The sequence below is a fragment of the Erwinia rhapontici genome (assembly GCF_020683125.1).
Taxonomy (GTDB): domain Bacteria; phylum Pseudomonadota; class Gammaproteobacteria; order Enterobacterales; family Enterobacteriaceae; genus Erwinia; species Erwinia rhapontici.
In genome coordinates this window covers 1,663,962-1,690,373 of record NZ_CP085627.1, presented here as the reverse complement: position 1 = coordinate 1,690,373, position 26,412 = coordinate 1,663,962, and the positions used below count along the sequence as shown (strand labels likewise).

Annotated in this window: 31 protein-coding genes and 3 tRNA genes; 13 read left to right on the top strand and 21 right to left on the bottom strand. The window is 53.7% G+C overall.

Going from position 1 to position 26,412, the window contains the following annotated elements; all coding sequences use genetic code 11:
- Nucleotides 1-27: 27 nt before the first annotated feature.
- The 8 genes from LJN55_RS08040 to LJN55_RS08005 all read right to left on the bottom strand — a co-directional run bounded on the left by LJN55_RS08040 (nucleotide 28) and on the right by LJN55_RS08005 (nucleotide 4,998).
- A complete protein-coding gene (locus LJN55_RS08040) occupies nucleotides 28-372 on the bottom strand; it encodes a 3-hydroxyacyl-ACP dehydratase FabZ family protein (RefSeq protein ID WP_133840946.1) in 345 nt (114 codons plus the stop codon).
- The gene (locus tag LJN55_RS08035; protein ID WP_212816134.1) at nucleotides 359-1,669 is read right to left on the bottom strand and encodes an AMP-binding protein; all 1,311 of its coding nucleotides are present in this window, start codon (nucleotides 1,667-1,669) and stop codon (nucleotides 359-361) included. Before LJN55_RS08035 ends, LJN55_RS08040 begins: the two co-directional genes overlap by 14 nt.
- A gap of 17 nt (nucleotides 1,670-1,686) precedes the next feature.
- Complete coding sequence (locus tag LJN55_RS08030; RefSeq protein ID WP_133840947.1) at nucleotides 1,687-2,238, bottom strand: COG4648 family protein; 552 nt, start codon at nucleotides 2,236-2,238, stop codon at nucleotides 1,687-1,689.
- 29 nt (nucleotides 2,239-2,267) lie between these two features.
- On the bottom strand, nucleotides 2,268-2,516 hold the full coding sequence (locus tag LJN55_RS08025) for an acyl carrier protein (RefSeq protein ID WP_133840948.1): 249 nt from the start codon (nucleotides 2,514-2,516) through the stop codon (nucleotides 2,268-2,270).
- Between the two features lie 22 nt (nucleotides 2,517-2,538).
- Entirely contained in the window at nucleotides 2,539-2,808 is a 270-nt protein-coding gene (locus LJN55_RS08020; RefSeq protein WP_133840949.1) for a phosphopantetheine-binding protein, read from the bottom strand.
- Between the two features lie 15 nt (nucleotides 2,809-2,823).
- Entirely contained in the window at nucleotides 2,824-3,618 is a 795-nt protein-coding gene (locus LJN55_RS08015; protein ID WP_133840950.1) for a lysophospholipid acyltransferase family protein, read from the bottom strand.
- Nucleotides 3,611-4,339, bottom strand: coding sequence for a beta-ketoacyl synthase chain length factor (locus LJN55_RS08010; RefSeq protein ID WP_133840951.1), 729 nt, complete (start codon nucleotides 4,337-4,339; stop codon nucleotides 3,611-3,613). The genes LJN55_RS08015 and LJN55_RS08010 overlap by 8 nt, the downstream gene beginning before the upstream one ends.
- 272 nt (nucleotides 4,340-4,611) lie before the next feature.
- Nucleotides 4,612-4,998, bottom strand: coding sequence for a hypothetical protein (locus LJN55_RS08005; RefSeq protein WP_133840952.1), 387 nt, complete (start codon nucleotides 4,996-4,998; stop codon nucleotides 4,612-4,614).
- 244 nt (nucleotides 4,999-5,242) lie between these two features.
- On the opposite strand from LJN55_RS08005, the gene LJN55_RS08000 reads away from it, so the two are divergent.
- Nucleotides 5,243-6,079 carry an AraC family transcriptional regulator gene (locus LJN55_RS08000; protein WP_159337106.1) on the top strand — a complete coding sequence of 279 codons (837 nt, stop codon included), beginning with the start codon at nucleotides 5,243-5,245 and terminating at the stop codon, nucleotides 6,077-6,079.
- Nucleotides 6,080-6,130: 51 nt separating this feature from the next.
- Complete coding sequence (locus LJN55_RS07995) at nucleotides 6,131-6,538, top strand: DUF2000 domain-containing protein (protein ID WP_133842085.1); 408 nt, start codon at nucleotides 6,131-6,133, stop codon at nucleotides 6,536-6,538.
- Nucleotides 6,539-6,571: 33 nt separating this feature from the next.
- Here the strand turns inward: LJN55_RS07995 and LJN55_RS07990 are convergent, their stop codons facing one another.
- The 4 genes from LJN55_RS07990 to LJN55_RS07975 all read right to left on the bottom strand — a co-directional run bounded on the left by LJN55_RS07990 (nucleotide 6,572) and on the right by LJN55_RS07975 (nucleotide 11,204).
- Nucleotides 6,572-7,954, bottom strand: a complete 1,383-nt coding sequence (locus tag LJN55_RS07990; protein ID WP_159337107.1) for an efflux transporter outer membrane subunit — start codon at nucleotides 7,952-7,954, stop codon at nucleotides 6,572-6,574.
- Nucleotides 7,951-9,042: an HlyD family secretion protein gene (locus LJN55_RS07985; RefSeq protein WP_133840955.1), complete on the bottom strand. Its 1,092-nt coding sequence runs from the start codon at nucleotides 9,040-9,042 to the stop codon at nucleotides 7,951-7,953. The genes LJN55_RS07990 and LJN55_RS07985 overlap by 4 nt, the downstream gene beginning before the upstream one ends.
- A 37-nt stretch (nucleotides 9,043-9,079) precedes the next feature.
- Nucleotides 9,080-10,711: an MFS transporter gene (locus tag LJN55_RS07980; RefSeq protein WP_205945556.1), complete on the bottom strand. Its 1,632-nt coding sequence runs from the start codon at nucleotides 10,709-10,711 to the stop codon at nucleotides 9,080-9,082.
- A 61-nt stretch (nucleotides 10,712-10,772) separates the two neighbouring features.
- Entirely contained in the window at nucleotides 10,773-11,204 is a 432-nt protein-coding gene (locus tag LJN55_RS07975) for a MarR family winged helix-turn-helix transcriptional regulator (RefSeq protein ID WP_133840957.1), read from the bottom strand.
- 143 nt (nucleotides 11,205-11,347) lie between these two features.
- Here LJN55_RS07975 and LJN55_RS07970 point away from each other — a divergent pair, with 143 nt between their 5' ends.
- From LJN55_RS07970 to LJN55_RS07935, 8 genes are all read left to right on the top strand, one after another.
- Nucleotides 11,348-11,824, top strand: coding sequence for a GNAT family N-acetyltransferase (locus LJN55_RS07970; protein ID WP_320443520.1), 477 nt, complete (start codon nucleotides 11,348-11,350; stop codon nucleotides 11,822-11,824).
- 244 nt (nucleotides 11,825-12,068) lie between these two features.
- Nucleotides 12,069-12,617, top strand: a complete 549-nt coding sequence (srlA, locus tag LJN55_RS07965; RefSeq protein ID WP_062743787.1) for a PTS glucitol/sorbitol transporter subunit IIC — start codon at nucleotides 12,069-12,071, stop codon at nucleotides 12,615-12,617.
- 14 nt (nucleotides 12,618-12,631) lie between these two features.
- Complete coding sequence (gene srlE, locus LJN55_RS07960) at nucleotides 12,632-13,624, top strand: PTS glucitol/sorbitol transporter subunit IIB (RefSeq protein WP_227535983.1); 993 nt, start codon at nucleotides 12,632-12,634, stop codon at nucleotides 13,622-13,624.
- A gap of 14 nt (nucleotides 13,625-13,638) precedes the next feature.
- Complete coding sequence (locus LJN55_RS07955) at nucleotides 13,639-14,007, top strand: PTS glucitol/sorbitol transporter subunit IIA (RefSeq protein ID WP_167864356.1); 369 nt, start codon at nucleotides 13,639-13,641, stop codon at nucleotides 14,005-14,007.
- A 12-nt stretch (nucleotides 14,008-14,019) separates the two neighbouring features.
- Nucleotides 14,020-14,799: a sorbitol-6-phosphate dehydrogenase gene (gene srlD / locus LJN55_RS07950; protein WP_062743790.1), complete on the top strand. Its 780-nt coding sequence runs from the start codon at nucleotides 14,020-14,022 to the stop codon at nucleotides 14,797-14,799.
- A gap of 48 nt (nucleotides 14,800-14,847) precedes the next feature.
- Entirely contained in the window at nucleotides 14,848-15,210 is a 363-nt protein-coding gene (locus LJN55_RS07945; protein WP_227535982.1) for a transcriptional regulator GutM, read from the top strand.
- Between the two features lie 90 nt (nucleotides 15,211-15,300).
- On the top strand, nucleotides 15,301-16,068 hold the full coding sequence (gene srlR / locus LJN55_RS07940) for a glucitol operon DNA-binding transcriptional repressor SrlR (RefSeq protein WP_167864354.1): 768 nt from the start codon (nucleotides 15,301-15,303) through the stop codon (nucleotides 16,066-16,068).
- 4 nt (nucleotides 16,069-16,072) lie between these two features.
- Nucleotides 16,073-17,035 (top strand): KpsF/GutQ family sugar-phosphate isomerase, encoded by a 963-nt coding sequence (locus LJN55_RS07935; RefSeq protein WP_227535981.1) that lies wholly within the window; start codon nucleotides 16,073-16,075, stop codon nucleotides 17,033-17,035.
- Between the two features lie 126 nt (nucleotides 17,036-17,161).
- Here LJN55_RS07935 and LJN55_RS07930 read toward each other — a convergent pair.
- The 6 genes from LJN55_RS07930 to uvrY form a co-directional block, all read right to left on the bottom strand.
- A tRNA-Leu gene (locus tag LJN55_RS07930) sits at nucleotides 17,162-17,247 on the bottom strand.
- A 12-nt stretch (nucleotides 17,248-17,259) separates the two neighbouring features.
- Nucleotides 17,260-17,333: transfer RNA gene (locus LJN55_RS07925), tRNA-Cys, on the bottom strand.
- A gap of 44 nt (nucleotides 17,334-17,377) precedes the next feature.
- Nucleotides 17,378-17,453 (bottom strand) — tRNA-Gly (locus LJN55_RS07920).
- A 173-nt stretch (nucleotides 17,454-17,626) separates the two neighbouring features.
- Nucleotides 17,627-18,175, bottom strand: coding sequence for a CDP-diacylglycerol--glycerol-3-phosphate 3-phosphatidyltransferase (gene pgsA / locus LJN55_RS07915; protein ID WP_133840959.1), 549 nt, complete (start codon nucleotides 18,173-18,175; stop codon nucleotides 17,627-17,629).
- 71 nt (nucleotides 18,176-18,246) lie between these two features.
- Nucleotides 18,247-20,079 (bottom strand): excinuclease ABC subunit UvrC, encoded by a 1,833-nt coding sequence (gene uvrC, locus LJN55_RS07910; RefSeq protein WP_227535980.1) that lies wholly within the window; start codon nucleotides 20,077-20,079, stop codon nucleotides 18,247-18,249.
- Entirely contained in the window at nucleotides 20,072-20,731 is a 660-nt protein-coding gene (gene uvrY, locus LJN55_RS07905) for a UvrY/SirA/GacA family response regulator transcription factor (protein WP_159337109.1), read from the bottom strand. Before uvrY ends, uvrC begins: the two co-directional genes overlap by 8 nt.
- A gap of 479 nt (nucleotides 20,732-21,210) precedes the next feature.
- Between uvrY and LJN55_RS07900 the strand changes: the two genes are divergently transcribed.
- The gene (locus tag LJN55_RS07900) at nucleotides 21,211-21,435 is read left to right on the top strand and encodes a DUF2594 family protein (protein WP_133840962.1); all 225 of its coding nucleotides are present in this window, start codon (nucleotides 21,211-21,213) and stop codon (nucleotides 21,433-21,435) included.
- An 87-nt stretch (nucleotides 21,436-21,522) separates the two neighbouring features.
- Entirely contained in the window at nucleotides 21,523-21,861 is a 339-nt protein-coding gene (locus LJN55_RS07895) for a GlpM family protein (RefSeq protein ID WP_133840963.1), read from the top strand.
- 5 nt (nucleotides 21,862-21,866) lie between these two features.
- On the opposite strand, the gene LJN55_RS07890 is transcribed toward LJN55_RS07895, so the two are convergent.
- From LJN55_RS07890 to LJN55_RS07880, 3 genes are all read right to left on the bottom strand, one after another.
- Nucleotides 21,867-22,493 (bottom strand): autoinducer synthase, encoded by a 627-nt coding sequence (locus LJN55_RS07890; RefSeq protein WP_133840964.1) that lies wholly within the window; start codon nucleotides 22,491-22,493, stop codon nucleotides 21,867-21,869.
- Nucleotides 22,494-22,622: 129 nt separating this feature from the next.
- Nucleotides 22,623-23,345, bottom strand: a complete 723-nt coding sequence (sdiA, locus tag LJN55_RS07885; RefSeq protein ID WP_133840965.1) for a transcriptional regulator SdiA — start codon at nucleotides 23,343-23,345, stop codon at nucleotides 22,623-22,625.
- Between the two features lie 764 nt (nucleotides 23,346-24,109).
- Nucleotides 24,110-24,808: an extensin-like domain-containing protein gene (locus LJN55_RS07880; RefSeq protein ID WP_227535979.1), complete on the bottom strand. Its 699-nt coding sequence runs from the start codon at nucleotides 24,806-24,808 to the stop codon at nucleotides 24,110-24,112.
- Nucleotides 24,809-25,010: 202 nt separating this feature from the next.
- Here LJN55_RS07880 and cycA point away from each other — a divergent pair, with 202 nt between their 5' ends.
- A complete protein-coding gene (cycA, locus tag LJN55_RS07875) occupies nucleotides 25,011-26,405 on the top strand; it encodes a D-serine/D-alanine/glycine transporter (RefSeq protein WP_133840967.1) in 1,395 nt (464 codons plus the stop codon).
- Nucleotides 26,406-26,412 lie beyond the last annotated feature (7 nt).

Below are 26,412 nucleotides of genomic sequence, written 5' to 3'. Positions count from 1 at the left end.
TCACCACACAGGGGCGGAACGTCTCGTTTAACACAGGCGGATCTTCCCGCTACTGGCCGGGTGCAGCCCCGCATCGGTCACCCGCTGATACTGAAAACTCAGCCCTTTTTCAGGCTGCCAGCTCAGCGTCAGTTTGAGCGTAGCGCCCGGCAGGATCGGCTGCTGAAACTTAATGTTATCCACGGAGGCAAACTGCAGCCCTGGGGCCAGCAACGAGGTGCCATAGTGGATCACCCAGTCCAGCTGCGCCACGCCGGGCAACAGGGGCTGCTCAGGGAAATGGCCCTGGAACCAGAACAGATCCGCATCGACGCGCAACAGCAGTTCCGCTTCGCTGCCCTGCTGTTGTACCGCAAGCTCAACGGGCAACATGAAATAACTCCTGTATCTGCGGCCAGGCACGTTTGCTCTGACTGTTATGCGGGATGATCTCAACCACCCGCCAGAACCGCGGCATCGCCACCGGCTCAAGCCAGCGCTGCAGTTCATGACGCCACTGGCGTTTGAGTCCGTTGAGATCGCTCTGCGGCTGATAAAGCACCAGTACCACGCCAATGCCGCTGCGATCGCCGCGCACCACCTGGAGTGCTACCGCATCGGCCACCTCCGGTAGCGCCAGCAGCCGCCGCTCAATCTCACTGAGCGACACACGTTTATCTTCGATTTTCACAATACGATCATGGCGGCCACAGAGCTGAAAGCCCTGCTCACTGAACACCAGCTTATCGTCCAGCATCGCACCCTGCGGCAGTGGGATCAGCGCCGAACGCACCCACCAGTTTTTCTGCTCATCCTGGCGGAATGCCACCCCGCTGAACGGCTGCCACGCGGCGTCATCACGCGCGCGGGTGCGGCTGGCGATGGCGCTGGTTTCGGTACTGCCGTAGATCTCTTCGACCGGACACCCGGTCCACTCCATGACCGACTGCGCATCCCGCCAGGGCAATGCCCCTCCGGCTGACACCGTCAGGCAGCAGTCAGGGGCCGCCAGGGAGAAATCAATACGGCGCAGAAAGGCCGGACTGCTGATAAACGCATAGCGCCCTGGGGGTTGCGCCACCAGCTGTTCACTGTAGCAGACCTGGCGGCTGTCAAACGGCAGCCCCAGCGCCATCGGCATAACAAGGCGGAAACTCAGCCCGTAGAGATGCTGATGAGTGACCGACGCAATCAGGGTGCAGCCTTGCAGACGTTCGCCCCACAGCGTATGCAACCAGCGCGCCTCTTCATCCAGGCTGGCAACGGGTTTACTGACCTGCCGTGGCGCGCCCGTAGAACCGGAGGTAAACAGGATAATGGCGGCATCAGGGGCCATCGGCGGCAACACATTGTCTGACGCCCTGCCCGCCTCGTCGACCTGCCAGACCGGGCAGTCGAGGGGAAATGCCTGATCGCTGAGCACGCCGTCGAATTCCGCGATTTGCTCCGCCAGCAGTGAGGGCCGACAGTGGCCGGGGATCAGCGGCGTTTTTCCCGCATGCAGCGCCGCCAGTAACGCCACGCTAAACAGATAGCAGTCTTCAAAGCACAGCGCCCAGCGTTGCCCCGGGTGCGCCAGCAGACGCGTACCCAGCGCGGTGACCTGCTGCTGCCACTGCTGTCGGGTCCATTGATGCGTGCCGCTGCGTGCCACGATGCCCGGCGTAACGGTGGTCAGCCAGTCGCCCATTGGCAAAACGTTGTGACTCACCGCGAGGCCTTTATGCGCTGGCGTACACACCATTCGCCCGCCATCAACAGCCCGATTAACAGATAGCTGATTAGTCCGTTCCACCACGTCCACCAGAAAAGAGAAGTTTGCAGGCAGGTGACCAGCGCCACCCCGCCATTCATCAGAAAGAACAGGCACCAGACCTGCGTGACGCGACGGGTGTATGCCACCGCGCGCGGCGGTAAATCGGTTTCACGCAGACGGGCCAGGCGTTCAACCAGCGGCATGGCGCTGAATAAGGAGCTGGCGAACAGCAACAACAGAATGGCGTTTACCGCCACCGGGTACCACAGCAACAAATGATGGTCGCGCAGCAGCATGCTGGCCGCACACAGCGCTGCCCCGGCCACTGCCAGCCATTTGCCTGTCATCGCAAATGCCCCCTGCTGCCGACGCAACCCCAGCCAGCGCAGCACAAACAGCAGTGCCATCAATGGCAGCAGCCAGTGATATTGAGGGTGAGTGAGGCTGAACCCGACCAGAAATGGCCACAGCACCAGCAACAGCCCGGTGAGCATACGTAGCATCGGTTCGCTTTCCCTGCCGCCGTTAACGATCAGCCTTCACGCAGCAATTGTTCTACTGCATCCACCACATCCTGCACGGTGCGGACTGATTTGAAGATCTCAGGTTTGATTTTTCGGCCAATGCGCTTTTGCAAATGCACGACCATATCGACGGCATCAATGCTGTCCAGTTCAAGGTCTTCATACAGACGCGATTCCGGTTTGATATCGTCCGCATCCAGCTCAAACAATTTGACCAGCAGGCCAGTGATTTCCTGATAAATTTCGTTCTTATCCATTACGGTCTTCTCCTGGATACAATCAGGCCGTCAGCGCAGAACGCTGGGCATGGATAAACGCCGCCAGGGTGGCAACGGAGTAAAAATGCTGACGCATTTCGTCACTTTCGGCAGAGAGCACCACGCCGTAACGGCTTTTCACCGCCAGGCCCAGTTCCAGTGCGTCGATAGAATCAAGACCCAGGCCGTCGCCAAACAGCGCCGCGTCGGTTTCAATATCCATCACGCTCACTTCTTCCAGATTAAGCGTGTCGATGATCATCTGTTTAATTTCGAGCGATAACTCTTCCATACTGTTTCCGAATAATTATTGATGTTCTGGTGTTAATGCATCTTGCAAATAGTGAGTGAGGTGACGCGCGGCACGTGACTCCAGCTCCCCCTCTTCGGCCCAAAATGTGCTGCCGTCAATGCGCTGCTGCACGCGCACGGTGAACAGCGGTTTTTCTTCTGGTACCTGATACCAGCGGCTCTGCTTGTCGAGCATACGCTGGGTACAGACAATATGAACCAGACGCAGATCGCAACGGCAGCGCACTGCAATATTGGCAGCGCCGCGCTGGAGTTTCAGTGGTTCACCGTAACGGGTACGTGTCCCTTCCGGGAACAGGATAATCGCATCGCCCTGATCCAGACGGCGCTGGCTGTCCGGCAGCAGCGTTTCCCCCTGGCTGTTCACCAGATAATCCGCAGCGCGCACCACGCCGGAAAGGAAAAAGTTTTTCTGTAACCCGGCTTTCACCAGGCAATCTGCTTCCGGCATCACTGACGCCAGAAACACGTAATCCACCAGCGAAGGATGATTCGCCACGATCAGACAACGTCGATCCTGTTGCAACAGTTCGGCCCCTTCAATGCGGTAGTCAAACACCCCAAGGGTACGGCAACAGCGCAGGAAAAGACGAAAACAGCGCGAGATACTGCGCCGCGCCAGGCGGCGGCGCTGCTGAGGATTGCGCAACAGCAGCAGCAGGTTAAACCACACCAGCGACAGCATCAGCCCTCCCAGACCAAATAGCGTAAAGCACAGGCCGGTCATCAGAATGCGCCAGTAGCGACTGAGGTAACGATAAGGTCGGGCTCGCAGGGTGAGATCAGTCATAGCGACACGCCCACTGCCAGTGGAAACGATCGCCCGGCACGCTGAACTGCGCCTGACGTGCCAGCCAACCGTGCAGGAACAGCAGGCTTTGCGGCAGCGCAGGCGCACGCGGCGTAGCCTGCGGCTGGCTCACACACTGACAGGCATCACCCGGTGCCAGCAGCAATGCCACCGCATACGCAGAAAACAGCGTCAGGTCAGGAATATGCGGGTGATAGATATCAGGAATGGTGCCGTCAAAATCAACCAGCAGCACATGGTGATAGCCCGCGGCATGTAACGCGGCCACTTCCAGCATACCCTGCTGAAAAGAGTCCACTCCGGCTGACAATGACGTTGAGACCAACGGGGCTTCGGCGGCAATGGTCAGGCTGCCTACCGCCGCATTGTGCACCGACATCGCAAAGTCTGTCGGCGACAGATTCTGCTGTTTTGCCAGGGCAGTGAGAATACGTAGATTACGCTCCAGCTCACCGTGACGGCTGGTAAATACCAGCGCATCCACGGGCTGACGACGCATGACAGACAGCCCACAGTCCACCGCCGAACGGCTGCCGCTGTTCAGACGCCGCGCAGTCATCATCGGCAGCTGGCTGCATTTGGCCAGTTGCTGCGTGCTGTCGATGACGGGCGGCTGCATTGCCCAGTTTTGCCAGTGCTCAGGCTCATTCAACCCGGGCGCGCTAGCCTGCCAGTCGAGGAGTGTAAAGGCTAAATTCATGCTGATTCTTCTTGCAGCGCGGGAACGTTCTCCGCCCTGTATTCGAGTAATTTGATCATGCCCACAGAGGGATCGTCACTGCGGTTCATCGGTCCATTCAGCGGCACCCGTGCCGCATGGCTAAACCACAGCATAGCGTTTAGCAACGGGTGCTGGCATTCGGAATTAACCGCATTTGCGATATAAAACGCTGTTAACGACTCACCCCATTTAATGGGTTGTCGGCCAGGCTGGCAGGATCTTTAATGCCTGAGCGAACCGACGCCTGACGATTAGGGTGTTTTTGAGGATGCCAGACGTAACTGGATGTCCTTATCGAGGTTATTGACCCAACGATTGTAATTACGGTGAATTTCACCCGGTGCGGCCATCAAGTTATTGCTACCGACATAATTGATAGAATAATGGTTCGCGCCGTAGGTAATGCGAATATCGGCGCTATGGTTACGCTGAATGATCCGCCCGGTAATCACGCCCGGCTGCTGTGGCTGCATCACCCATTGACGTGCGCGCCCGGCGTCCAGAATGGCCGTTTGCAACTGATTGTCGCTGTAATCAGCATTCAGCGTTTGATTGATATTTTTTACCGGTTCAGTGCGCGCGCACCCTGCCAGCGCAAAGGCGCATAACAGTGTGGCGAAAAGACGTGACTTTTTCATAGCATCCCTAAAAATAATCTATAATTTCCAGCTAGTTATTTGCACAAATAGCACCCATTACGGAGATTTTTTTCCGCATGACTCAGACTATTAATTGTAAAGATTCGCATAATAGCATTCGTTGCTAAGCAATGAGAAGTACTAAAGAATCCGATTGATTCCCAATTTTTTCTCGTTATTGATTGGCATCAAGGGTGCCACTGACGCTACGCTGTCGTGGGGATTCTCTGAAGGGGGCAAGGTTATGAAGCCATCAGGCTGGATAGAAATGGCGCGCGATGACGCGACGTCGATTGAAACCCTGCGCGCTCATTTTACCGGCCACGCTTACGATCCACACTGGCATGACAGCTACCTGGTCGGTGTGACCGAACAGGGTGTGCAACAGTTTCATTCGCGTCGCCAGCAGCATCAGAGCCGTCCCGGTACGGTATTTTTACTGGAACCGGGTGAACTGCATGATGGCGATGCGATCGACGAAAGGGGTTTTACCTATCGTATGCTGTATATCGACCCGCTCACGCTGCGCCAGCAATTAAGCAGCCTGTTTAGTGAGATTCCCGACCGTTTTGAACTGAACTTTGCCCGTACCCTGAGCAGCGATCGTCAACTGGCGTGGGCAACGCTTCATGCCTTTCAGGCTCTGCATGACAATGAGTTGAAAATCATCAAAGAGAGCGCGTTACAGCGCCTGTTTTCTGCCCTGACACGCCACCTTCACTGGCGGCGCCCCCTTCAACTGGCTGCGCATGAGAACACCCTGGCGCTGCGGGCGCGCGATTTTATGCTGGACCACCGTTATGACAATATCGGCCTGAGCGATATGGCAGCGGCGCTGGAGGTTGATCGTTTTCGTCTGTCACGCGAGTTTCACGCTCACTTTGGCCTGCCTCCTCATGCCTGGCTGATTCAGTTGCGCCTGAGCGAAGCGCGCCGCCTGCTGTCGGCCGGTCAGCCCCCAGCCCTGGTTGCGGCACAGCTGGGATTTGCCGATCAAAGCCATCTCGGGCGCTGGTTTAAACGCGCCTATCAGCTGACTCCCGCTTTTTATCAACAGCACTGCACAAATCTTCCAGACTGAGCCGCCGCACTGATTTACGCTGCGTTTTTTCTCCGTCAGAAGGCAAAAATGATGAATGATGTTCGTTGTGTGGTGGTACTGAATAGTGCGTTAACCGTGGGCAAGGCGGCCAACGCCGCCGCGGTACTGAGCCTGACGCTGGGGCAGCGCCATCCGCATCTGGTCGGTGATGCGTTAGCGGATGCCAGTGGCCAGTGCTATCCGGGCCTGATCCCGGTGGGCATCCCGGTGCTGTCAGCCGATAATACCCAGTTGAGTGTGCTGCTTGAGTGCTGCGAAGAGCAGCAGTTTGATGCGATTATCTTTCCGCAGGAGGGCCAGATGACGGTGGATTACGCCGAATTTTCAGCTGCCGTCAGTCAGATTGCCACCGCCGATCTACAACACCTCGGGCTGGCTATCGCCGGGGAGAAGAAGGCACTGCGGAAACTGACGGCGAAACTGAAACTCTTTGGCTGATCGCAGGCCGACAGCAGCAAGCCTGCCTATCTGTTATGACGCCTGCCAGCCGCCGCCCAGTGCGCGGTAGAGATCGATCTGCGCCAGCAACAGATTATTTTTGGCCTGCACCACACTGAGCTGGATGCTGAACAGCGTACGCTGAGCATCCAGCTCATCCAGATAGGAAGCGTAGCCATTCTGATAGCGGTTGCGCGCGATACGCAGCGCCTCCTGCACCACTTTCTCCTGTGCCTGTAACTCGGAGAGTTGCTCCTGATAGCGGGTAATGGCATCCAGATCGTTATTCACTTCACCAAACGCACTGCGCACGACTTTTTCGTAGTTGTACAGTGCCTGGTTGCGCGTGGCCATGGAGACATCAACCTGCGCGGTCAGCGCTTCACGGTTCAGCAATGGTGCCAGCACGCTGCCGCCAATACTCCACAGGCGGAACGGATTCTCCACCAGTTCATGGAGCACCGAGCTTTGCATTGTTCCGGTGGCGGTGAGATTCAGTGAAGGCAGCAGACTGGCGCGTGAAGACTGAAGTGATGCATCCGCCGCCAGGAGCTGGCGTTCGGCCTGCACGATATCCGGCCTGCGCTGCAACAGCTGAGACGGCATCACGGCAGGCAGCGTCTGCGGTGCCACGTGGTCAAAGTGGTTCTGGCGGGCAATCTGACGCGGGTTCATTCCGACCAGAATACTCAGGGCATTTTCCTGCTCAGCAATCTGATGTTGTAACAGCGGGATTTGCGCTTTTGCCGTCTGATATTCCGACTGCGACTGCACCCACTCCAGGCGCGAGGTGTAACCCGTTTCAAACTGGCGCTGTGCCAGCTTTAACGAGTTGGCACGGCTGGCCAGCGTGGCTTCCGTAACCCGCAGCTGTTCGTCGAGCGACACCAGGGTCATATACCCTGACGCCACCGAACTGGCGATGGTCAGTTCGGCCGCGCTCGCCGCCGCCTGCTGGGCTGCCAGCGAGGCTTTGGCTGCATCAATGCTGCTGCTGCGTTCACCCCATAAATCGACGTTGTAGTTGGCCTGTAACAGGCCCTGGAAGACGGTGGATTGCGCAGGCTGGCCCGTTGCCGCGGAGATAGCCCGCGCACGGCTTGCCGCCACGCCGGCATCCAGCGTCGGGTAGTTATCCCCCTGCGCTCCACGTAGCTGAGCACGATACTGATCGACGCGTGAACGGGCGGTTAATATATCCGGGTTGTTGCGCAGCGCCTGCTCCACCAGCTGGTTCAGTGATGCATCGTTAAACGCCCGCCACCAGCTCGCTTCCACCGCCGCACCCGGTCCAACCTGGTTTCGCCACTGCATCGGTATTGGCAACGCCGACGGTGCCTGCTCCACTTCCGTAGCACAGCCTGCCAGCGTGGCCGTCAGCATCATCATCACCAGAGTTTTCGGCGCAGGCATCATTTTTTATCTCCATCCTGCACGGCCGCAGTATCGATATTGACCTCGACCGACATACCCGGACGCAGATGGGCCGTGTTATCGCTGGTGATCTTAATTCGCACCGGAATGCGCTGGGCAATTTTCACAAAGTTGCCGGTGGCGTTATCCGGTGAGATGGCACTGAACTCCGATCCCGCTGCCGGGGAGATATACTCAACCTCACCGTTAAACTGTTCACCGTCCAGTGCATCAACGTGGAACGTCACAGGCAGCCCCGGACGGATGCGCGCCATCTGGGTCTCCTTCATATTAGCCACCACCCACATCTGCTGCGGCACCAGCGAGGTCAGCCGGGTTCCCGCCGTGACGTAAGCGCCCTGCCGCACAGAGATTTGCCCTAACTGCCCATCACGCGGGGCGATAATTTTGGTGTTGTCGAGGTCGATCTGCGCCAGTTCCAGCGCGGCCTGCGCGCTGGCGACATCCGCCTCCAGCGAGGCACGATTAACAATCACGGTTTGCAGATCCTGGCGAGAGACTTCCAGTGTGGCCTGCGCCTGCTGCACATCCGCCAGTGTCTGGCTATTGCTGGCACGCGATGCATCGCGTTCACGCAGAGAAAGTGAACCATCTGAGACCAGATTTTCCACACGCTTCAGATCCAGCCCACCTTTTACCGCCTGGGCTTTGGCGTTTTGCAGTGCGGCGTCATTGCGTTTGATCACCGCTTCCGCGCTGCGGCGCTGCTGAATATTGTTGGCCAGCGTCGCTTTTTTCATATCCAGCTGCGCCATCGCCTGGTGCACGCGCTGGCGATAGATGCGGTCGTCAATGGTCATCATCAGGTCGCCCTGGTGGACCGGCTGGAAGTCCAACACCTTAACCTCAGTGATATAACCACTGACCTGCGGGCTGATAAAAGTCACCTGGCCGCGCACATAGGCGTTTTCCGTTGACTGTGTCTGGCTGGTAAAGGGCGGTAGCTGCCAGGCGTAAAGGATCACCAGTACGCCGACCAGGGCAATCCCCGATCCAAGGGCAATCGATAAAATACGCAGCTTATTATTTCTCAGACGCTCGGTGAGTTGCTGCTGTTCCTGTTGACTCATGTTTTCCCCGTGTTCCCTTCTTCGTTCCACAGAACGCTTACCGGGCAATAGTCTTGTTAAGATTTTGCATCGCGCGCTGTTCCGCTTCGGCTTCGCGTTTGGCCTGCTGCCAGTTGAGATAACGCAGACGCGAAAGACGCCACAGCACCCAGAGTAAAGTGATCCCTGCCATGATGGCAGTCAGCATATACACATCGTTATAGGCCAGTACATTCGCCTGTAATGTGGCAACGGTTTGCAGCTGTGCCGTGCCCTGAGCACTTTGCAGGGTGCTGTCACCCACAAGGCTGGCAAACAGATTATTGTACTGGGCTAAACGATCGGTCACGTTCGGATCCAGCAGCGACAGCTGGTCACCGAGCAGGCTGGAGTGATATTTTTCGCGCCAGGTCTGGAAGGTCCCGAGCAGCGCCGAACCCATCAGGCCGCCGAGGTTTTGACTCATACCAAACAGCACTACAAAGCTGACCAGGTTCTTCGGCTGAGTCACCACGCTGCCCACGCCCAGCAGCATCGCTGGTGCGATAAAGAAGGAGGTACTGAAGCCCAGCAGGAACTGACTGAAATACATATTACTGGCGCGGGTCAGCGGGCTGGACTGGGCATCCATCAGCGAGGCCACCATCACGATAATCAGCGACAGTACAATCGGCCAGCTCAGATGTTTGGGATTAATGGTCAGCGCGCTACAGATAATCCCCGCCGCCACCCCGGCAAGGATCGCCAGCGCCAGCCCCTGCATCTGATCGTTCAACATGCCAATCTGTTGCAGATAACCAATCGCACCGGTGTTCTGTTCGGCCAGCATGATACGCAGCAGGATCATCACAATACCGAGACGGAATATCGCCCCGCTCCCCAGCCAGCGGGTGTTAATCAGTGGATTACTGCGATTGTGTTCCACCAGCACGGCTGCCGTGACCAGCACCAGCCCGAGGGCGAGGCAAACGCCCAGCCACGGCGTGCTGGTCCACCATTCAATGCGCCCGAGCGACAGTACGCCGCAGAACAGCGCCATACCGGGTGCCAACAGGAAGAAGGTCAGAAAGTCTTTTTTCTCGAAAACTTTGGTGCGCTCTCCCGGAGGCAGTTTAAGGATCAGCACCGCACCGAGCGCCATTAACGCCAGCCCCAGCTCAAACAGGTACAACCCGCGCCACTCATCCAGTTGCAGCAGTTCCGTCGAGAACAGACGCGCAAGAGGAATGGCGAGCTGTGAAGCCCCCAGACCAATCGCCAGCGCTTTCAGGCGATGTTTCGCGGGCCAGGCCTGAACCTGATAATAGATACCCAGTGAACTGAGTGCGGCACCGACCATGCCGTGCGCCGCACGGACGATAATCGCGGAACTGAGGTCGTTGACCAGCAGATGGAAGAACGCCACCAGCACATACAGCACCAAAAACGCTTCGGTGAATACCCGCAGCCCGAACTGCTGGCGAAACTTCACCAGCAGCAGGTTAATCGAGATATTTCCCATCACGTAAACGGCGGGCAGCCAGGCAATCTCGTTATTGTAGGCACCAAACACGCCCTGCAAATTGGTCAGGTTGGCAGTCACCAGCGCGTTACTGAGCGCCCCGGTGATGCAAATCAACAGGCCAACGATACCAAAGGCAATGCGTTTATGGGTGGGGTGCAGCGGCGTAGAGGGCGATCCAGGCAGCATGGGCTTTTCGCCAGGCGCCCACTCACGCGGAGCATAGGGATTGGATTTAATGCGGGACACCTTACTTCACCTCTGTCGCCGCCAGCAGTTGCTGCAGTACACGCTGGGTGACCGCCAGATCACCCGCATTCACGCCAGACAGCAGCTCATTGCGCAGTGCATCAGCCTCCGTTTTCAAACGCTGATACAACACCTCGCCTTTCGGCGTGACATGCAGCAGTCGTTTACGCCGATCTTCAGGAGGCTGTACCCGCTCGACCAGTTGCTGCTTTACCAGACGGTCAATCAGCGGCACGACGCTGGCATCTTCCAGACCCAACGACTGCGCCAGTTCTTTCTGACTCATCGGCTCATCCTGAAGGGCGATCGTCGCCACGGCCATCCAGCTGCTCATGCTGAGACCATTATCTTTCATCCGCCGATCTATCGCCTGACGCCAGGCGTGGGCAGTAAGATGCAGCAAACGGGAGAAATTCAGTTCCTGGGTATTCAATAGGTAAGATGCCTGATAATTAGAGCTCTAACTAAACGATATAGCAATTATAGCCACGATGAGATAAAGAAAGGAAGACAACCTCAGAAGAGTGTAGATAATTCTTTTCCGCCTCGCCAGGCGGCTACCGCTTAAGGAACAGCATGATGCCCATTTTTACCCTGCGCCAGCAGCCTGAACGCCGCCATGAGATTGCTCGTCTGTTGCATAGCGAATGGTCTGAACTCGCGAACTGGTCCTCGTTAGCCACCATCAGCCAACGTCTTGATGAGCGTAACCAGCACGACAGCGGCAGTTTTACCCTGATCGCCTGTGACACTGACGGCACACTGACCGGCACGGCCAGCGTGATCGAATATGAACTGGATGACAGGCCAGAACGTCGTTACTGGCTGGGCGAAGTGTTCACACCCACAGAGTGGCGCGGTAAAGGAATAGGTTCCAGCCTGGTAAACGCCTGTATTGACCGCGCCCGCGCACAACAGATAGACGCGTTATGGCTGTATACGCCGGACCAACAGGCTCTTTATCGCCGACTCGGTTGGCAGGATGTGGAACAGCGTTGGATTTCAGAAGAGTGGGTGACGGTGATGGTGCTATGCCTGACACAGCACCCGTAACTCCCCCGCTCCCGTTTTAGCCTATCGAAACCTCCCCCCTCCTGCTTTCTCCTTCCGCCTGGCGGCCAGTTCCGCCGGGAAAAAAGACCAAATGAGAGGTAAAATCTTTCATTTTTACTTTTTATTTGAAAGATAATTCATTCGTTTTGTGATCAATGTGGTTTTTTATAAATCCCTTAGGGGCTAGATTAGCTTCCACAGAAAATAACAATATCCACTGTTATCCACGTAAAGAGGTTTCATCATGATTGAAAGCATTACGCACGGAGCCGAATGGTTTATCGGGCTCTTCCAGAAAGGAGGGGACGTTTTTGTCGGCATGGTGACAGGGATCCTCCCCCTGCTGATCAGCCTGCTGGTGATAATGAATGCGTTAATTGTCTTTGTGGGTCAGAAAAGGATCGAGAAACTGGCTCAGCGCTGCGCAGGTAACCCGGTTTCACGCTATCTGCTACTGCCAGTGATTGGCACCTTTGTTTTCTGCAACCCGATGACACTGAGCCTCGGCAGGTTCATGCCTGAGAAGTACAAGCCGAGCTATTACGCCTCTGCATCGTACAGCTGCCACTCAATGAACGGCCTTTTTCCTCATATCAACCCAGGCGAGCTCTTCGTTTATCTCGGTATTGCTAACGGCCTGACCACCCTGAACTTACCACTTGGCCCGCTGGCGGTGAGCTATCTGCTGGTCGGGATGGTAATGAACTTCTTCCGCGGCTGGGTGACCGATCTCACCACCTCCATTTTCGAAAGAAAAATGCACATCCAACTTGACCGTCACGTTCGTTTATAAGAGCGGAGAGAATCATGGCTAAGATTATTGAAATTCATAAAGGCGAAAGCGGCTGGGGTGGTCCCTTATTTTTAGTGCCAGCACCGGGCAAAAAAATCGTTTATGTCACCGCTGGCACTCGTCCGGCCATCGTTGACCGCCTGCACGAACTGACTGGCTGGGAAACGGTGGATGCCTTTAAAGAGGGCGAACCACCGGCTGAAGAGATCGGCGTGGCAGTCATTGACTGTGGTGGCACCCTGCGCTGTGGTCTGTATCCAAAGCGACGTATCCCCACCGTCAATATTCATGCCACCGGTAAATCGGGTCCTCTGGCGCAGTTTATTACCGAAGATATCTATGTGTCCGGTGTACGCTCTGGTGACATCCGCACATCCGGGGAAAACAGCGACGCGCCACAGGTTTCCCTTCCACAGGAAAAACCGATGCGAACTCAACACACCGACTATGACACCAGCAAGAAAATTACTGAGCAAAGTGATGGCCTGCTGGCGAAAGTCGGCATGGGGATGGGGTCTGTCGTCGCCGTCTTTTTCCAGGCGGGGCGCGAAACCATTGATACGGTTCTCAAAACCATCCTGCCCTTTATGGCGTTCGTATCAGCGCTGATCGGCATCATTATAGCGTCCGGCCTCGGCGATTTTATCGCTCATGGCCTGACGCCACTGGCGAACAGCCCGGTTGGACTCGTCACGCTGGCGCTGATCTGCTCCTTTCCTCTTCTGTCACCATTTCTCGGCCCTGGTGCGGTGATCGCACAAGTGATCGGCGTGCTGGTGGGCGTACAGATTGGCCAGGGCACTATCCCACCACATCTGGCTCTGCCCGCGTTATTTGCCATCAATTCGCAGGCCGCCTGTGACTTTATCCCGGTAGGACTTTCACTGGCGGAAGCGCGCCAGGAAACCGTGCGTGTTGGCGTTCCTTCCGTGCTGGTAGGGCGTTTCCTGACCGGTGCACCGGCTGTTCTGCTCGCGTGGGCCGTGTCCGGCTTGATCTATCAGTAACTGACGGAGTGATGATGAAAACTGTCTATGAATCCACCTTTATTGCCGTTGGCGACTGTGCCATGGAAGCGCTTGAAGACCACTTCCTGATCACCTTCGGTGAAGGCGCCCCCAGTGATGTTGCGGAGTACTGTTTTATCCACCGAGCTGAACAGCGTGGCGACACTCCGATTGTCGCAGGTGGTGTGCTCAGCATCGGCGAACAGAGCTGGTCGGTGACAGCGGTCGGTGATGTCGCCGATATCAATCTGCGTGAACTGGGCCATATCACGGTGAAGTTTGATGGTGCCACCACAGCCGAATTCCCTGGCACAGTGCATGTTGCAGGCCAGGTGCCAGCCGGCATTAAACCGGGTCAGAAGTTTCGTGTTTTAAGTCATTAACAGGAGAAATCAATGGATCAGGTTGCTGTAGTTATCGGTGGTGGTCAGACACTGGGTGCTTACCTGTGTAAGGGTCTTGCTGAAAACGGTTATAAAGTTGCCGTTGCGGACCTCAATATCAGTAATGCACAAGCCATCGCGGCTGAAATTAATCGCGCACAGGGAAAAAATGTGGCGACAGGTTTTCAGGTCGATGCCACCGGAGAAGAAAGTGTGGCAGAGCTTGCTCGCGCCGTGGATGAGGCATTTGGTCGTGCCGATGTGCTGGTTTACAGCGCCGGGGTGGCGCGGGCGGCCCCTATCACCCAGTTTATGCTCAACGATTTCGATTTGTCTTTACAGGTCAACCTTGTGGGCTATTTCTTGTGTGCCAGGGAGTTCGCCAGACTGATGATCCGCGACGGTGCAGGCGGCAGGATTATCCAGATAAACTCTAAATCGGGGAAAGTGGGCAGTAAACATAATGCAGGCTACAGCGCCGCTAAATTCGGCGGCGTGGGCCTGACACAATCGCTGGCCCTTGATCTGGCGGAGTACGGCATTACCGTTCATTCGCTGATGCTAGGCAATCTGCTTAAGTCACCGATGTTCCAGTCGCTGCTGCCACAATACGCCGAGAAACTGGGGATTGAACCGGACGACGTGGAGCAATATTACATCGATAAAGTCCCGCTAAAGCGGGGCTGTGACTATCAGGACGTGCTCAACGTTCTGCTGTTTTATACCAGTGATAAAGCCGCCTATTGTACCGGGCAATCCATCAATATCACCGGCGGCCAGGTGATGTTTTAAGACCCTCCCGGCAGCACAACGCTGCCGCTTTTTTTAATGGAGAACACGATGAGTTCAGTGAATATGTTTATCTGCGTAGCAGGCTTCGCCTGGCTGGGACAAATTGCCCTGGGCTGGTTACAGATGTCACGTTTTAATCATGCCCTGACGCAGCTCCCATCAGAGGGCCGCATCGGGATTGGCCGTTCTTCAGGTCGCTTTAAACCGCGGGCGGTACTGGTTATCAGCGTTGACAGCCGCCACATGATTACGGGAAACTTTGTCATGCGCGGGCTGACCGTCTACTCGCAGCCCATCCCAGATGATGCCCTGAACGGACTGAATATTCAGAACCTGGTGCCAGCTCACATTTATCCCCACAATAAGGCCATGCGCACGGCGTTGGAATTGGCCATAACAAACAAACGGTGATATCTTTCATTTTGAAAGATTTCCCTTCCTTGTTTGCTTTGTTTGTGCGAATACGAAAGGAATCTATTGGCCTACGACAGGGAAACCAGGATGAAACCAATACAGCGGCAAGCACTGATACTTGAATACCTCCAGGGCAAAGGTCGTACTACGGTTGAAGAACTGAGTGCCTATTTTGACACCACAGGTACCACCATCCGCAAAGACCTTTCTCTGCTCCAGCAGCAGGGTGCAGTGATCCGCACTTACGGCGGCGTTATGCTGAACCGGGACGATGGCGACCAGCCTATCGACAGGAAAACCTTTATTAACTCGGATAAGAAAAAACAGATTGCCTCACGTGCAGCCCAGTGGGTTTCTGAAGGTGATTCGCTTATTTTTGACGCCGGCAGCACCGTGCAGCAGATGGTCCCCCACCTTGCTAAATTTAATAATATCACTGTGATGACGAACAGCCTGACCATCGTTAACGAGCTGGTCGAGCTCAATAACGATCAGGTGATACTGATGCCAGGCGGTACCTATCGCGGCACGTCCGCTTCATTCCACGGTAGTCTGGCGGAAGCCGCATTCAGCCATTTCAGCTTCGACAAGTTGTTTATTGGAGCGGACGGCGTTGACCTTAATGCCGGAGTCACAACTTTTAATGAAGTGTTCGGCGTCAGCCAGGCCATGTGCCGTGCCGCACAAAAAATTATCCTGCTGGTCGACTCGTCCAAATTTGGCCGCAAAAGTCCAAATGTGGTATGCAGTCTCGACTCGGTGGATGTGCTGATCACAGACAGTGGGATTGCTGATAATGTGGCGGCACAACTGCGTGATCGCGGCATTGATGTGATTATCGCGGGAGACAAATAACCTGATGCGTGAAATATTAATCGAAGCAGCCCGAGAGACGCTGCAAACGGAGATCGATCAGATCGTTAGTCTGCCTGACAGACTGGATAATGCTTTCGCGGATGCCTGCACAATGATGCTGGCCTGTCGGGGAAAAGTGATCGTCAGTGGCATGGGTAAATCAGGCCATATTGGAAAAAAAATCGCGGCTACGCTGGCCAGCACCGGGACCCCGGCATTTTATGTGCATCCCGCCGAAGCCCTGCATGGTGATCTTGGCATGATTGCCGCAGGCGATGTGGTAGTGCTGATCTCTTACTCAGGTCACGCTGCCGAGTTTCGCCGCATGATGCCACTGTTACGTGCCCTGCCGGTGGGGATCATTGCCTTTACTGGCAATGCCGATTCACCGCTGGCGCAGGAGGCTGACCACGTGATTAACGTACAGGTGACGCGTGAAGCCTGCCCGCTTGGCCTGGCCCCTACCTCTTCTGCTGTCTGTACCCTGATGATGGGGGATTCGATGGCCATCGCCCTGATGAGAGCACGTAATTTTGATGAGAATGACTATGCGCGCACCCATCCAGCCGGCAGTCTCGGTGCGCGTCTGCTCTGTCGGGTCGGCGATATTATGCGGAATGGCGGGAAAATCGCCCAGGTACAGGAAGATGCATCGATAAGTGATGCTCTGTTTGAACTGACGCGCACAGGGCTGGGTCTGGTGACGGTAACGGACCGGGATCATAAGCTGCGCGGTGTATTCAGCGATGGTGATTTACGTCGCTGGCTGCTGAAAGGCGGCCAGATTTCCGCGGCTGTAGTCGATGCTATGACCCCCATGGGCTTCAGCCTGTCCCCTTCGCAGCTGGCCTCTGAAGCGCTGGCGGCGTTCCATGAACGGAAAATTTCTGCCGCACCGGTGCTGTCGGAGGATAACCGTGTGGTCGGTGCCCTGGCGATGCATGATATCCATGATGCGGGGCTCTAAGCCCAACAAGGGCATCTGTAAATGATGTTTCATGAAAAAGATTTAGACGTAAAAAAACCGCCTTTCGAGGCGGTTACGACATTGCTTACTGCTTGTTTTTATTCGTTTTAATCGGTACTGATAATATGGTGCCCGGGGTGGGACTTGAACCCACACAGCCATAAGCCGAGGGATTTTAAATCCCTTGTGTCTACCGATTTCACCACCCGGGCATGGGTGTTAATTGGAGGCGCGTCCCGGAGTCGAACCGAGGTAGACGGATTTGCAATCCGTAGCATGGCCACTCTGCCAACGCGCCTTTAAATCTTTTTGTCATCAGAGAGTCATCTCTGGCGACTAATTTGGAGCGGGAAACGAGACTCGAACTCGCGACCCCGACCTTGGCAAGGTCGTGCTCTACCAACTGAGCTATTCCCGCATTGCCATCAGCTTTATTCTGTTTTAAATGAAATCTTCAGAACTTGCTGATTTGCTTTATCTTCTGGCTGCCTGAGCTGCCTTTCGATGCGTTGCATTCTACTGTTCTGACGCAATGAGTCAACCAAATTATCCTCACAATGCATCCGTTTGCTGCTTTTTAAGTCGCTTCGATCACCGTTCGAGCAAATCGCCACGTGCAGCGCTCAAATACTGGAACATTGACCAGAAGGTTAGCACAGCGGCAATGTACAACGCGGCAACGCCAACGCCCTCAACAATACTGTTCGGGCGCCATAACAGCGCAAACAGTGACAACATCTGGGCCGTGGTTTTGACTTTACCAATCCACGAAACGGCCACACTGCTGCGTTTACCGATTTCCGCCATCCACTCACGCAGAGCTGAAATGATGATTTCACGGGCAATCATGGTGGCAGCCGGTAAGGTGATCCACCATGAGTGGAAATACTCGGCCACCAGCACCAACGCGATCGCCACCATCACTTTATCGGCCACCGGGTCAAGGAACGCCCCGAACTGAGTCGTTTGTTTCCAGCGGCGTGCCAGATAACCATCGAACCAGTCCGTCACCGCAGCGAAGATGAAAATCAGCGCGCATGCCAGTGGAGCCCATTGAAATGGCAGGTAAAATGCCAGTACAAAGAAGGGGATTAATACAACGCGAAACAGGGTAAGTAAGGTCGGAATATTAAATGGCATAATTACGCTAACTGTTTGGACAGAGTAGAATTTGTCCCTATGTTCCTACATTGCTACGGGTGTTGCAATGCTTAGTGTTTCAGCGCATAGAAGATTTTTTCAGCCAGCGCATGTGAAATTCCAGGGATACTGGCGATTTCTTCCATCGAGGCATTGATCAACGGTTGCAGGCCTCCCATGTACTTCAGCAGCATCTGGCGCCGTTTTGGACCGATCCCTTCGATGGTTTCCAGCGCACTGGTGTTCTTCACTTTAGCCCGTTTATTGCGATGCCCTGTTATTGCATGATTGTGAGAGTCATCACGAATATGCTGGATAACATGTAACGCCGGAGAGTCTGGCGGTAAAGCGAACCCCTCCCCTTCCGGTTCAAGGAACAGCGTTTCCAATCCAGCTTTACGATCGGTACCTTTTGCCACTCCCAGTAACAGGGGGTGATGTTTATCCCAGGTCACATCCAGTTCTGCGAAAACCTCTTTCGCCTGTGAAAGCTGGCCTTTACCGCCATCGATCAGGATCACGTCAGGGATTTTGCTCTCTTCAATGGCCTTGCCATAACGGCGACGCAGCACCTGGTTCATGGCCGCATAGTCATCACCGGGAGTAATGCCAGTGATGTTATAGCGACGATATTCACTGCGCAGTGGCCCGTTGGCGTCAAACACCACACAGGAGGCAACCGTCTGCTCACCCATTGTGTGGCTGATATCAAAACATTCCATACGACGAATAGCCGGTAACTTAAGGGTGTCGGCAAGAGCCGCCAGCCGTTGGTGTACGGTGGAATGCTGTGCCAGACGCGTCACCAGCGCGGTAGCCGCATTGGTGCGGGCAAGCTTCAGGTAACGGGCGCGGTCGCCCCGGGGTTTGCTCTGGATGGCAATACGTCTTCCTGCAAGCTCTGTCAGCGAGTCCGCCAGCAGCTCTTTTTCCGGTAACTGGAAATCCAGCAGAATATCAGCGGGTAACGTGCGTGCCTGGCTACCCTGCAAATAGAATTGACCCACAAATGTCTGCACAACTTCAGCCAGTTCTGTGCCACTGGGCACTTTCGGGAAATAACTGCGGCTGCCCAGCACCTTACCCTGACGGATAAACAATACGTGCAGGCAGGCCATTCCAGAGTCGAACGCAACACCGATGACATCCAGATCGTCCCCCTGATTGGAGACAAACTGTTTTTCCGTGACGCGGCGCACCGCCTGTATCTGATCGCGCAGACGGGCAGCCTCTTCAAAGCGCATTTCCTGGCTGGCATGTTCCATGCGTGCAACTAGCTGATTCAGGACCTGATCGTCTTTACCCGAAAGGAACAAGCGCACATAGTCGATCTGGCGCGCATACTCCTCTTCCGTCACCAGCCCCTTCACGCAAGGCCCAAGGCAACGACCAATCTGGTATTGCAGACACGGACGTGAACGGTTGCGATACACGCTATTTTCACACTGGCGTACCGGGAAAATTTTTTGCAACAGCGATAACGTCTCTCGCACCGCATAGCCGTTAGGGAAAGGACCGAAGTATTCCCCTTTCGCATGCTTGGCACCGCGATGGCTTGCCAGGCGCGGATGGGCATCCGCGCTCAGAAAGATGTAGGGATAGGATTTATCGTCACGCAGCAGCACGTTGTAGCGCGGCTGGTAAAGTTTGATGTAGTTATGTTCCAGCAGCAGCGCTTCGGTTTCCGTATGGGTCACCGTCACGTCTATCTGGCAAATCAGCGCCACCAGCGCTTCCGTCTTACGACTGGCGAGGTTTCCGCGAAAATAGCTGGAGAGCCGTTTTTTGAGATCTTTCGCTTTGCCAACGTAGATAACCGTACTCGCAGCATCATACATCCGGTAAACGCCGGGCTGGCTGGTGACGGTTTTCAGGAAATACTTTGCATCAAACTGATCATTCACTACTGATTAACGGCTCCGCGCTGTACAGGCCATGACGGATGGCCAGATGCGTTAACTCCACGTCCCCACTGATATTCAGTTTGCTGAACATGCGGTAACGATAGCTGTTAACAGTTTTAGGACTCAGATTGAGTTGTTCGGAGATTTCCGTCACTTTCTGGCCCTTAGTAATCATCAGCATAATCTGCAACTCGCGTTCCGACAAACTGTTGAACGGCGATTCCGCTTTTTGCGGTTCGATTTGGCTCAGTGCCATCTGTTGCGCAATATCGGAGGCAATATAGCGCTGCCCCGAGTTGACAGAGCGAATCGCGCTGATCACTTCCTGCGGCGCTGCCCCTTTGCTGAGATAACCAGAAGCCCCCGCCTGCATCACTTTTGCTGGCAACGGGTTTTCGGTATGAATCGTTAACATGATAATTTTGCAGTCTGGTGTGTAACGGATAATCTTGCGCGTCGCTTCAAGTCCGCCAATACCTGGCATATTCATGTCCATCAGCACCACATCAGCACTGTTAGCACGACACCATTTTACCGCATCTTCACCGCAGTTCGCTTCTCCAACAACCTGGATACCTTTGATATCCTCCAGGATGCGACGAATACCTGCGCGAACCAGCTCGTGGTCATCAACAAGAAAAACGCTTATCAAACGATGCTCCTTAAGCGGCTAAGGCAGGTGGCGAAAAAAACATTTGCAGGCCGATGATGTTACTACTTTTTCACGGCTGTTAGAACAGAAATAATGTCGAACTTTATACCAAATCTAATTTATCTGTAGAGGCTAAATAGCACGTAAATTCTTCAATAATGCAAAGGTGTAACTTGTAAACGTTAATCTTTTAGGACGAAAAAAATCTCATCCGCCAGCACCATAATAAAATAAATTATAATTTACAATAAGTTGTATAAAAAATGCTATTTTTCATTTAAAAATAAAGTCAATATTTTCCTAAATTTTAGCACTTTCTACAACGTGACATAACACTAACGCACAACCGATTGTTTTATCATTAATCTTAACCGACTCACTGCTTTCTTCATGCCATTATATGATATACTTTCGAACACTTTACGTGCCTGGTAAACTAACCGGAAGCACTGTTTTTTCAAAGACTATCGGGAGAAATCATGAGCGAGACTGACTTTTCAACCAGCGAAGAAGTGCAGGCATTAGCTAACGAAGTGACGTGCATGAAAGCACTTGTCACACTGATGCTGAAAGGTATGGGTCAGGCAGATGCCGGGAAAGTCATCATCAATATGGAACGCTACATCGCCGCGCTGGAAGATCAGCAGCAGGCAGAAGTGTTCAGCAATACGGTCAAGCAGATCAAACACGCTTATCGTCAGTAATACACCCGCCTTCCCGCCGCGTTAAACGCCCGTTGCTTTTTTATTGGTTTTGTCACACCGTAGTGTTTTAACTGACAGAACAAAGCAATGGGCTTACTTTTCAAAGCAATACTGGGTGCTGCGGTCGTGGTGTTAATCGGCCTGTTATCGAGAACCCGTCATTACTATCTTGCCGGTCTCATTCCGCTGTTTCCCACCTTCGCACTGATAGCCCACTATATTGTGGCCAGTGAGCGGGGCATCGAGGCGCTGCGAACCACCATCGTCTTTGGCATGTGGGCGATTCTGCCCTACTTTATCTATCTGCTGGCACTTTGGTATTTTATTACGATGATGCGGCTGCCACTGGCACTGCTGGCAGCCGTATTATGCTGGGGCGTAGCAGCGTGGGTGCTGATCACGCTGTGGTCGAAATGGCATGGATAATAAACTTAGCGCCCGCGTGGCCCCCAGCTAACAGATACCCCAAGTGTAGGCAGCACTTCTTCAGGCCGGAAGCGACGTGCGCCATGGAACTTTTCAGCCAGATTCGGCTGAGCAATCGGGATTTTGACCGCAAACAGGTTGTCTTCTGACTGAATGATCCCTGGTGTGAGCGGATCATAGTTCACCTGATGCTGTTCAAACATCTGCTCCAGCATCGGCGTTGCCGCACTGTAGAGATACTGAATGCCCGATTGTCCCGCCAACTGCACCGCATGCCATAAAATGTTCAGCGGCAACTCCGCATCAATTTCAAGCCGGGCAGAGAAACGTGACATTTCCCAGACGATATCACTCTCATTGTTACTATTTTCAGCACCTGCGGCTGAACGGTTGCTGTCCGGATCCTGCCATGCCATTAAACGCGCACAACCACAGATACCAAACTGCGCAGTCCAGGCAATCAACCAGATCACATCGGAACGATCGAAGCGATCGTACTCCTGGCCCGGGGTACTGAGACGAGACGGAATCGACCAACCTTCACCTCTGGCAAAGACGCTGTAACGATAACTTCCTAATTCTGCCAGTAAAGATGACGGCATGTCCTTCAGCTTGGTCTGGATAATCTTCATTCATGATCCCCTGTCGCATTCCCTCGTGAGCGCCGCTCCTGACGGTTCGGGCAGGGTTGTTACCCTGGGCGCAGGGTAGACAACCGGGTGGCAATTCGAAACTACCAAATTTGGTAGTTGCATCCTCTTTCAGATTAAACCGATTGCTGCGGCATAAGAGGCAATTTGCGTTTTGTTTGGTGCATTAAATCGTTTTTGCATGTTTTTTTGGTGAAAATTAACGGTATTCTCTGAGATAGAGAGGATCAGTGATATTTCTGCCGATGTTTTTCCCTCTGCGGTCCATTTGAGAATTTCGAGTTCTCTTTCACTTAATTCCAGTTTCGTTGCCAGCATCGAAATATCATCCATTTCGATCAATGCAGCCATTGACAGCTCCGAAATATACTGAAGTTTAAGTTCAAGTTCTGTCGTTAACGCTATCATTTTAGAAGGATTGGCAGACGACAGCGATAATATACCTACGGATCTGTTTTTCGCCATCACGGAACAAGAAATACCGTGATAAATACCATGTTCTCTGGCAGCTTGCAGAACGCACTGCTCCTCGGGGAGCAGATCGCCTCCCCACAACCACATCGCTCCCGGTGAACGGCACTTCTTCATCACAGGATCGCGCTGCACTAAGTCTTCATGCAAATAATACTCAATCCACTTCTGCGGATAATTACTGTAAAAAAAAGTTTTTGGCCGGGTAAAAGGAACGGGATGACGAATAAAAAGAGCATAAAAATCGAATTCCAGCTCCCCCGCCTGTTGCTCAATTATCCTGGTAATATGAGCGGTGTTGCTTCCCGTACCAAAAGCCAATTGCATCCTGTTTCGCCAACTGAAATAGTTCTCAGATGTCATTAATGCCTCAGTCCGACAGGGAAAATCCCCGCCCTGATTATAATTGTCATTGTGAATATGGCAGTAAAAAAATGAATGAAATCGAGTAAAAATTTTAATTGTCCAGAGTGATATTTCTGAACAAAAAACAGTTTACAACGTTCAGGTATTGATCTGTTTGGGCATAAAAATCACCAGGAAAATAAGCCCAAAAAATGGACACCAGACCGATAATAACCTATGTAACATTTTGTTCTCAGTGTCGCCAACGAGATACATCGATTTATCGCACCACTCACCACAGGGGTTAGAATAGGATTTTTCCTATAAAGATTCAATAATTTTGCCCCTTTTGTCATGGCGTTTACGCACAATAGTTTTACAGTGTTTCAGGGCTTTTTTTCAGTAAAAAAAATGTGACTCGTCCGACAAAAAGTCAAAACTTATTGATATAACTATCAATTACCTCCCTCCTGTTACCATTTGGCTTTCACGCAATAGGTTAATGACTATGTAGCAACAGCAGACAATCCCACAGTTATCACATGGGGTTAACGGCAATATGTACAATTTGCATCATCATCTTTTCGTTTTAAGTTCTGCTGCGTATTGTTATGCGAAAATACGTCTCTGCGAATACCGGCCTCCTGAAACAAGCAGCATGAGTGCATGCTCTACAAATGCATCGACTTTATGCATCATTAATTGCATCGCGCTATATCAATATTGCTCATCACTCGTTGTCTCATTTATTGTCCGCAGGTATCAGCCATCTCCACGCGCTTTCAGCGGCACAAACCAAAACCGCGCATACCGAGATGAAAATGATTGGCATGTGCCGCGTTATATTCCGGTCCTAAGGCATTACCAAACAGATGACAGCTACGGGCAAAGACGAGGTGCAACCATCGGCTGCGATCATCTCCGCCTCTCCAGTGACTCAGTACACTGATGCGTTGGCCGTTTTGTAAACGAAAACCGCTGAGGTCCCAGGCGTCAGCCGTGGCGTGCTCACTTAAGCGACCTTCTGCACGGTGATAAATATTACGACAGGCGTAGCTACCGAGGTGATCAATGCGCGTTAGTGGCGACCCCAGCTCACGAGTAGCCATGGGTTTGAGCGTTTGAGTGACCAGCATCGTGCTGCTGACCGCCAGCGTGCAGCTGCTGAGGAAGGTGCTGCTGAGGGTCACATCGCCAAAGCCCGTTATTCTGACCGGGTCAACCAACGGACAACGTCCCTGCTGTGTGCCTGGTCGGGTGTAGCTCAGATATCCCTGTGTTCGAGCCTGTTGCAGCACCGCGAAACAGGCCTCCGGGTTGGCAGCCAGTCTCTTCAGTTTATAACGTGTAACCAGCGTCGGTGCATCGGTGACCGAAAATGGCGCAAAGGGATCCCAGGCGGGGGGTAAAACACGTAACAGCAGCGAACACAGCCATCCTCCGGCGAGGAGAACAGCAACCAACGTGATGAATCGCTTCAACTCCCCTCCTTTTACCCTGGCACAAAGAAGTGATGCCGGGTTTTTAAGCATATGACGCTTCGTTATCGTAGTTTAGCTGCAATTTTGCTTTATCGACCGGGATTTTACGTTAAGCTCTTGATCGCACTAACCTCAACAACATCAGACATACGAAAAGCCATCAGAGCTTTCATATCATTACCACAGGACAGGAAACCCATTAATGGTTGATCAATCAAAAGAGGCTGCTGCCTCTGAAAAAGGAGCGGACCAGCTCCAGCGCAATCTGCACAATCGCCATATTCAGCTGATCGCCATCGGCGGTGCTATCGGCACCGGTCTGTTTATGGGATCTGGAAAAACGATCAGCCTTGCCGGGCCGTCGATCATTTTCGTTTATATGATCATCGGTTTTATGCTGTTCTTTGTCATGCGCGCGATGGGCGAGCTGCTGCTCTCTAATCTTGAGTACAAATCCTTCAGCGACTTCGCCGCCGACCTGCTGGGTCCGTGGGCAGGCTATTTCACCGGCTGGACCTACTGGTTCTGTTGGGTGGTCACCGGGATTGCCGATGTCGTGGCCATCAGTTCCTATTTCCAGCTCTGGTTCCCGGACTTCTCTATCTGGATGAGCGCCCTGCTGTGCATCGTCGTTTTCCTGTCGCTCAATATTGCGACGGTGAAACTGTTCGGCGAGATGGAGTTCTGGTTTGCGATTATTAAAATCGTCGCCATTGTTGCGCTGATTGCCACCGGCATTGTGCTGGTCGCGATGCATTATCCGTCACCGGGTGGCGGTACCGCTTCCCTGAGCAACATCTGGGATCACGGCGGGATGTTCCCGAAAGGATTGAGTGGTTTCTTCGCCGGCTTCCAGATTGCGGTGTTTGCTTTTGTGGGTATCGAACTGGTCGGTACTGCGGCGGCAGAAACGCATGACCCTAAGACCGTCCTGCCACGCGCCATTAACGCCATCCCTTTACGCATCATTATGTTCTACGTTTTGTCGCTGATGGTGATTATGGCGGTGACGCCGTGGGATCAGGTGGTGGCCGATCGTAGCCCGTTTGTTGAAATGTTTATGCTGATTGGTTTACCGGCAGCGGCGAGCATCGTGAACTTTGTGGTACTGACCTCCGCGGCCTCATCGGCTAACAGCGGCATCTTCTCGACCAGCCGCATGCTTTACGGTCTGGCTCAGCAGGGTGTGGCACATCGCCGCTTTGGGTTGCTGTCACGCCGTTCGGTGCCGACCACAGGTCTGTTCTTCTCCTGCCTGTGTTTGCTGGGCGGCGTCGCGCTGATTTACCTGATCCCCAATGTGATGACGGTGTTCACGCTGGTCACGACGGTATCTGCCATTCTGTTTATGTTTGTCTGGACGATTATCCTTTGCTCTTATCTGGCCTACCGCAAGAAGCATCCGGAACGCCACGCGACATCCAGCTATAGAATGCCATTGGGCAAATTTATGTGCTGGGTGTGTATGGCCTTCTTTGCCTTTGTGCTGGTGCTGTTAACGCTGCAAGAGGATACCCGTCAGGCGCTGATGGTCACGCCACTGTGGTTTATCATTCTGGCGGTGGGATGGTTCCTGCGTCAGCGTAAATCTGCCTGATAAACAA

Coding starts and splice junctions, on each gene's coding strand:
- LJN55_RS08040 (WP_133840946.1), bottom strand. CDS start 372: ATGTTGCCCGTTGAGCTTGCGGTACAACAGCAGGGCAGCGAAGCGGAA.
- LJN55_RS08035 (WP_212816134.1), bottom strand. CDS start 1,669: ATGGGCGACTGGCTGACCACCGTTACGCCGGGCATCGTGGCACGCAGC.
- LJN55_RS08030 (WP_133840947.1), bottom strand. CDS start 2,238: ATGCTACGTATGCTCACCGGGCTGTTGCTGGTGCTGTGGCCATTTCTG.
- LJN55_RS08025 (WP_133840948.1), bottom strand. CDS start 2,516: ATGGATAAGAACGAAATTTATCAGGAAATCACTGGCCTGCTGGTCAAA.
- LJN55_RS08020 (WP_133840949.1), bottom strand. CDS start 2,808: ATGGAAGAGTTATCGCTCGAAATTAAACAGATGATCATCGACACGCTT.
- LJN55_RS08015 (WP_133840950.1), bottom strand. CDS start 3,618: ATGACTGATCTCACCCTGCGAGCCCGACCTTATCGTTACCTCAGTCGC.
- LJN55_RS08010 (WP_133840951.1), bottom strand. CDS start 4,339: ATGAATTTAGCCTTTACACTCCTCGACTGGCAGGCTAGCGCGCCCGGG.
- LJN55_RS08005 (WP_133840952.1), bottom strand. CDS start 4,998: ATGAAAAAGTCACGTCTTTTCGCCACACTGTTATGCGCCTTTGCGCTG.
- LJN55_RS08000 (WP_159337106.1), top strand. CDS start 5,243: ATGAAGCCATCAGGCTGGATAGAAATGGCGCGCGATGACGCGACGTCG.
- LJN55_RS07995 (WP_133842085.1), top strand. CDS start 6,131: ATGAATGATGTTCGTTGTGTGGTGGTACTGAATAGTGCGTTAACCGTG.
- LJN55_RS07990 (WP_159337107.1), bottom strand. CDS start 7,954: ATGATGCCTGCGCCGAAAACTCTGGTGATGATGATGCTGACGGCCACG.
- LJN55_RS07985 (WP_133840955.1), bottom strand. CDS start 9,042: ATGAGTCAACAGGAACAGCAGCAACTCACCGAGCGTCTGAGAAATAAT.
- LJN55_RS07980 (WP_205945556.1), bottom strand. CDS start 10,711: ATGCTGCCTGGATCGCCCTCTACGCCGCTGCACCCCACCCATAAACGC.
- LJN55_RS07970 (WP_320443520.1), top strand. CDS start 11,348: ATGATGCCCATTTTTACCCTGCGCCAGCAGCCTGAACGCCGCCATGAG.
- srlA (WP_062743787.1), top strand. CDS start 12,069: ATGATTGAAAGCATTACGCACGGAGCCGAATGGTTTATCGGGCTCTTC.
- srlE (WP_227535983.1), top strand. CDS start 12,632: ATGGCTAAGATTATTGAAATTCATAAAGGCGAAAGCGGCTGGGGTGGT.
- LJN55_RS07955 (WP_167864356.1), top strand. CDS start 13,639: ATGAAAACTGTCTATGAATCCACCTTTATTGCCGTTGGCGACTGTGCC.
- srlD (WP_062743790.1), top strand. CDS start 14,020: ATGGATCAGGTTGCTGTAGTTATCGGTGGTGGTCAGACACTGGGTGCT.
- LJN55_RS07945 (WP_227535982.1), top strand. CDS start 14,848: ATGAGTTCAGTGAATATGTTTATCTGCGTAGCAGGCTTCGCCTGGCTG.
- srlR (WP_167864354.1), top strand. CDS start 15,301: ATGAAACCAATACAGCGGCAAGCACTGATACTTGAATACCTCCAGGGC.
- LJN55_RS07935 (WP_227535981.1), top strand. CDS start 16,073: ATGCGTGAAATATTAATCGAAGCAGCCCGAGAGACGCTGCAAACGGAG.
- pgsA (WP_133840959.1), bottom strand. CDS start 18,175: ATGCCATTTAATATTCCGACCTTACTTACCCTGTTTCGCGTTGTATTA.
- LJN55_RS07900 (WP_133840962.1), top strand. CDS start 21,211: ATGAGCGAGACTGACTTTTCAACCAGCGAAGAAGTGCAGGCATTAGCT.
- LJN55_RS07895 (WP_133840963.1), top strand. CDS start 21,523: ATGGGCTTACTTTTCAAAGCAATACTGGGTGCTGCGGTCGTGGTGTTA.
- LJN55_RS07890 (WP_133840964.1), bottom strand. CDS start 22,493: ATGAAGATTATCCAGACCAAGCTGAAGGACATGCCGTCATCTTTACTG.
- sdiA (WP_133840965.1), bottom strand. CDS start 23,345: ATGACATCTGAGAACTATTTCAGTTGGCGAAACAGGATGCAATTGGCT.
- cycA (WP_133840967.1), top strand. CDS start 25,011: ATGGTTGATCAATCAAAAGAGGCTGCTGCCTCTGAAAAAGGAGCGGAC.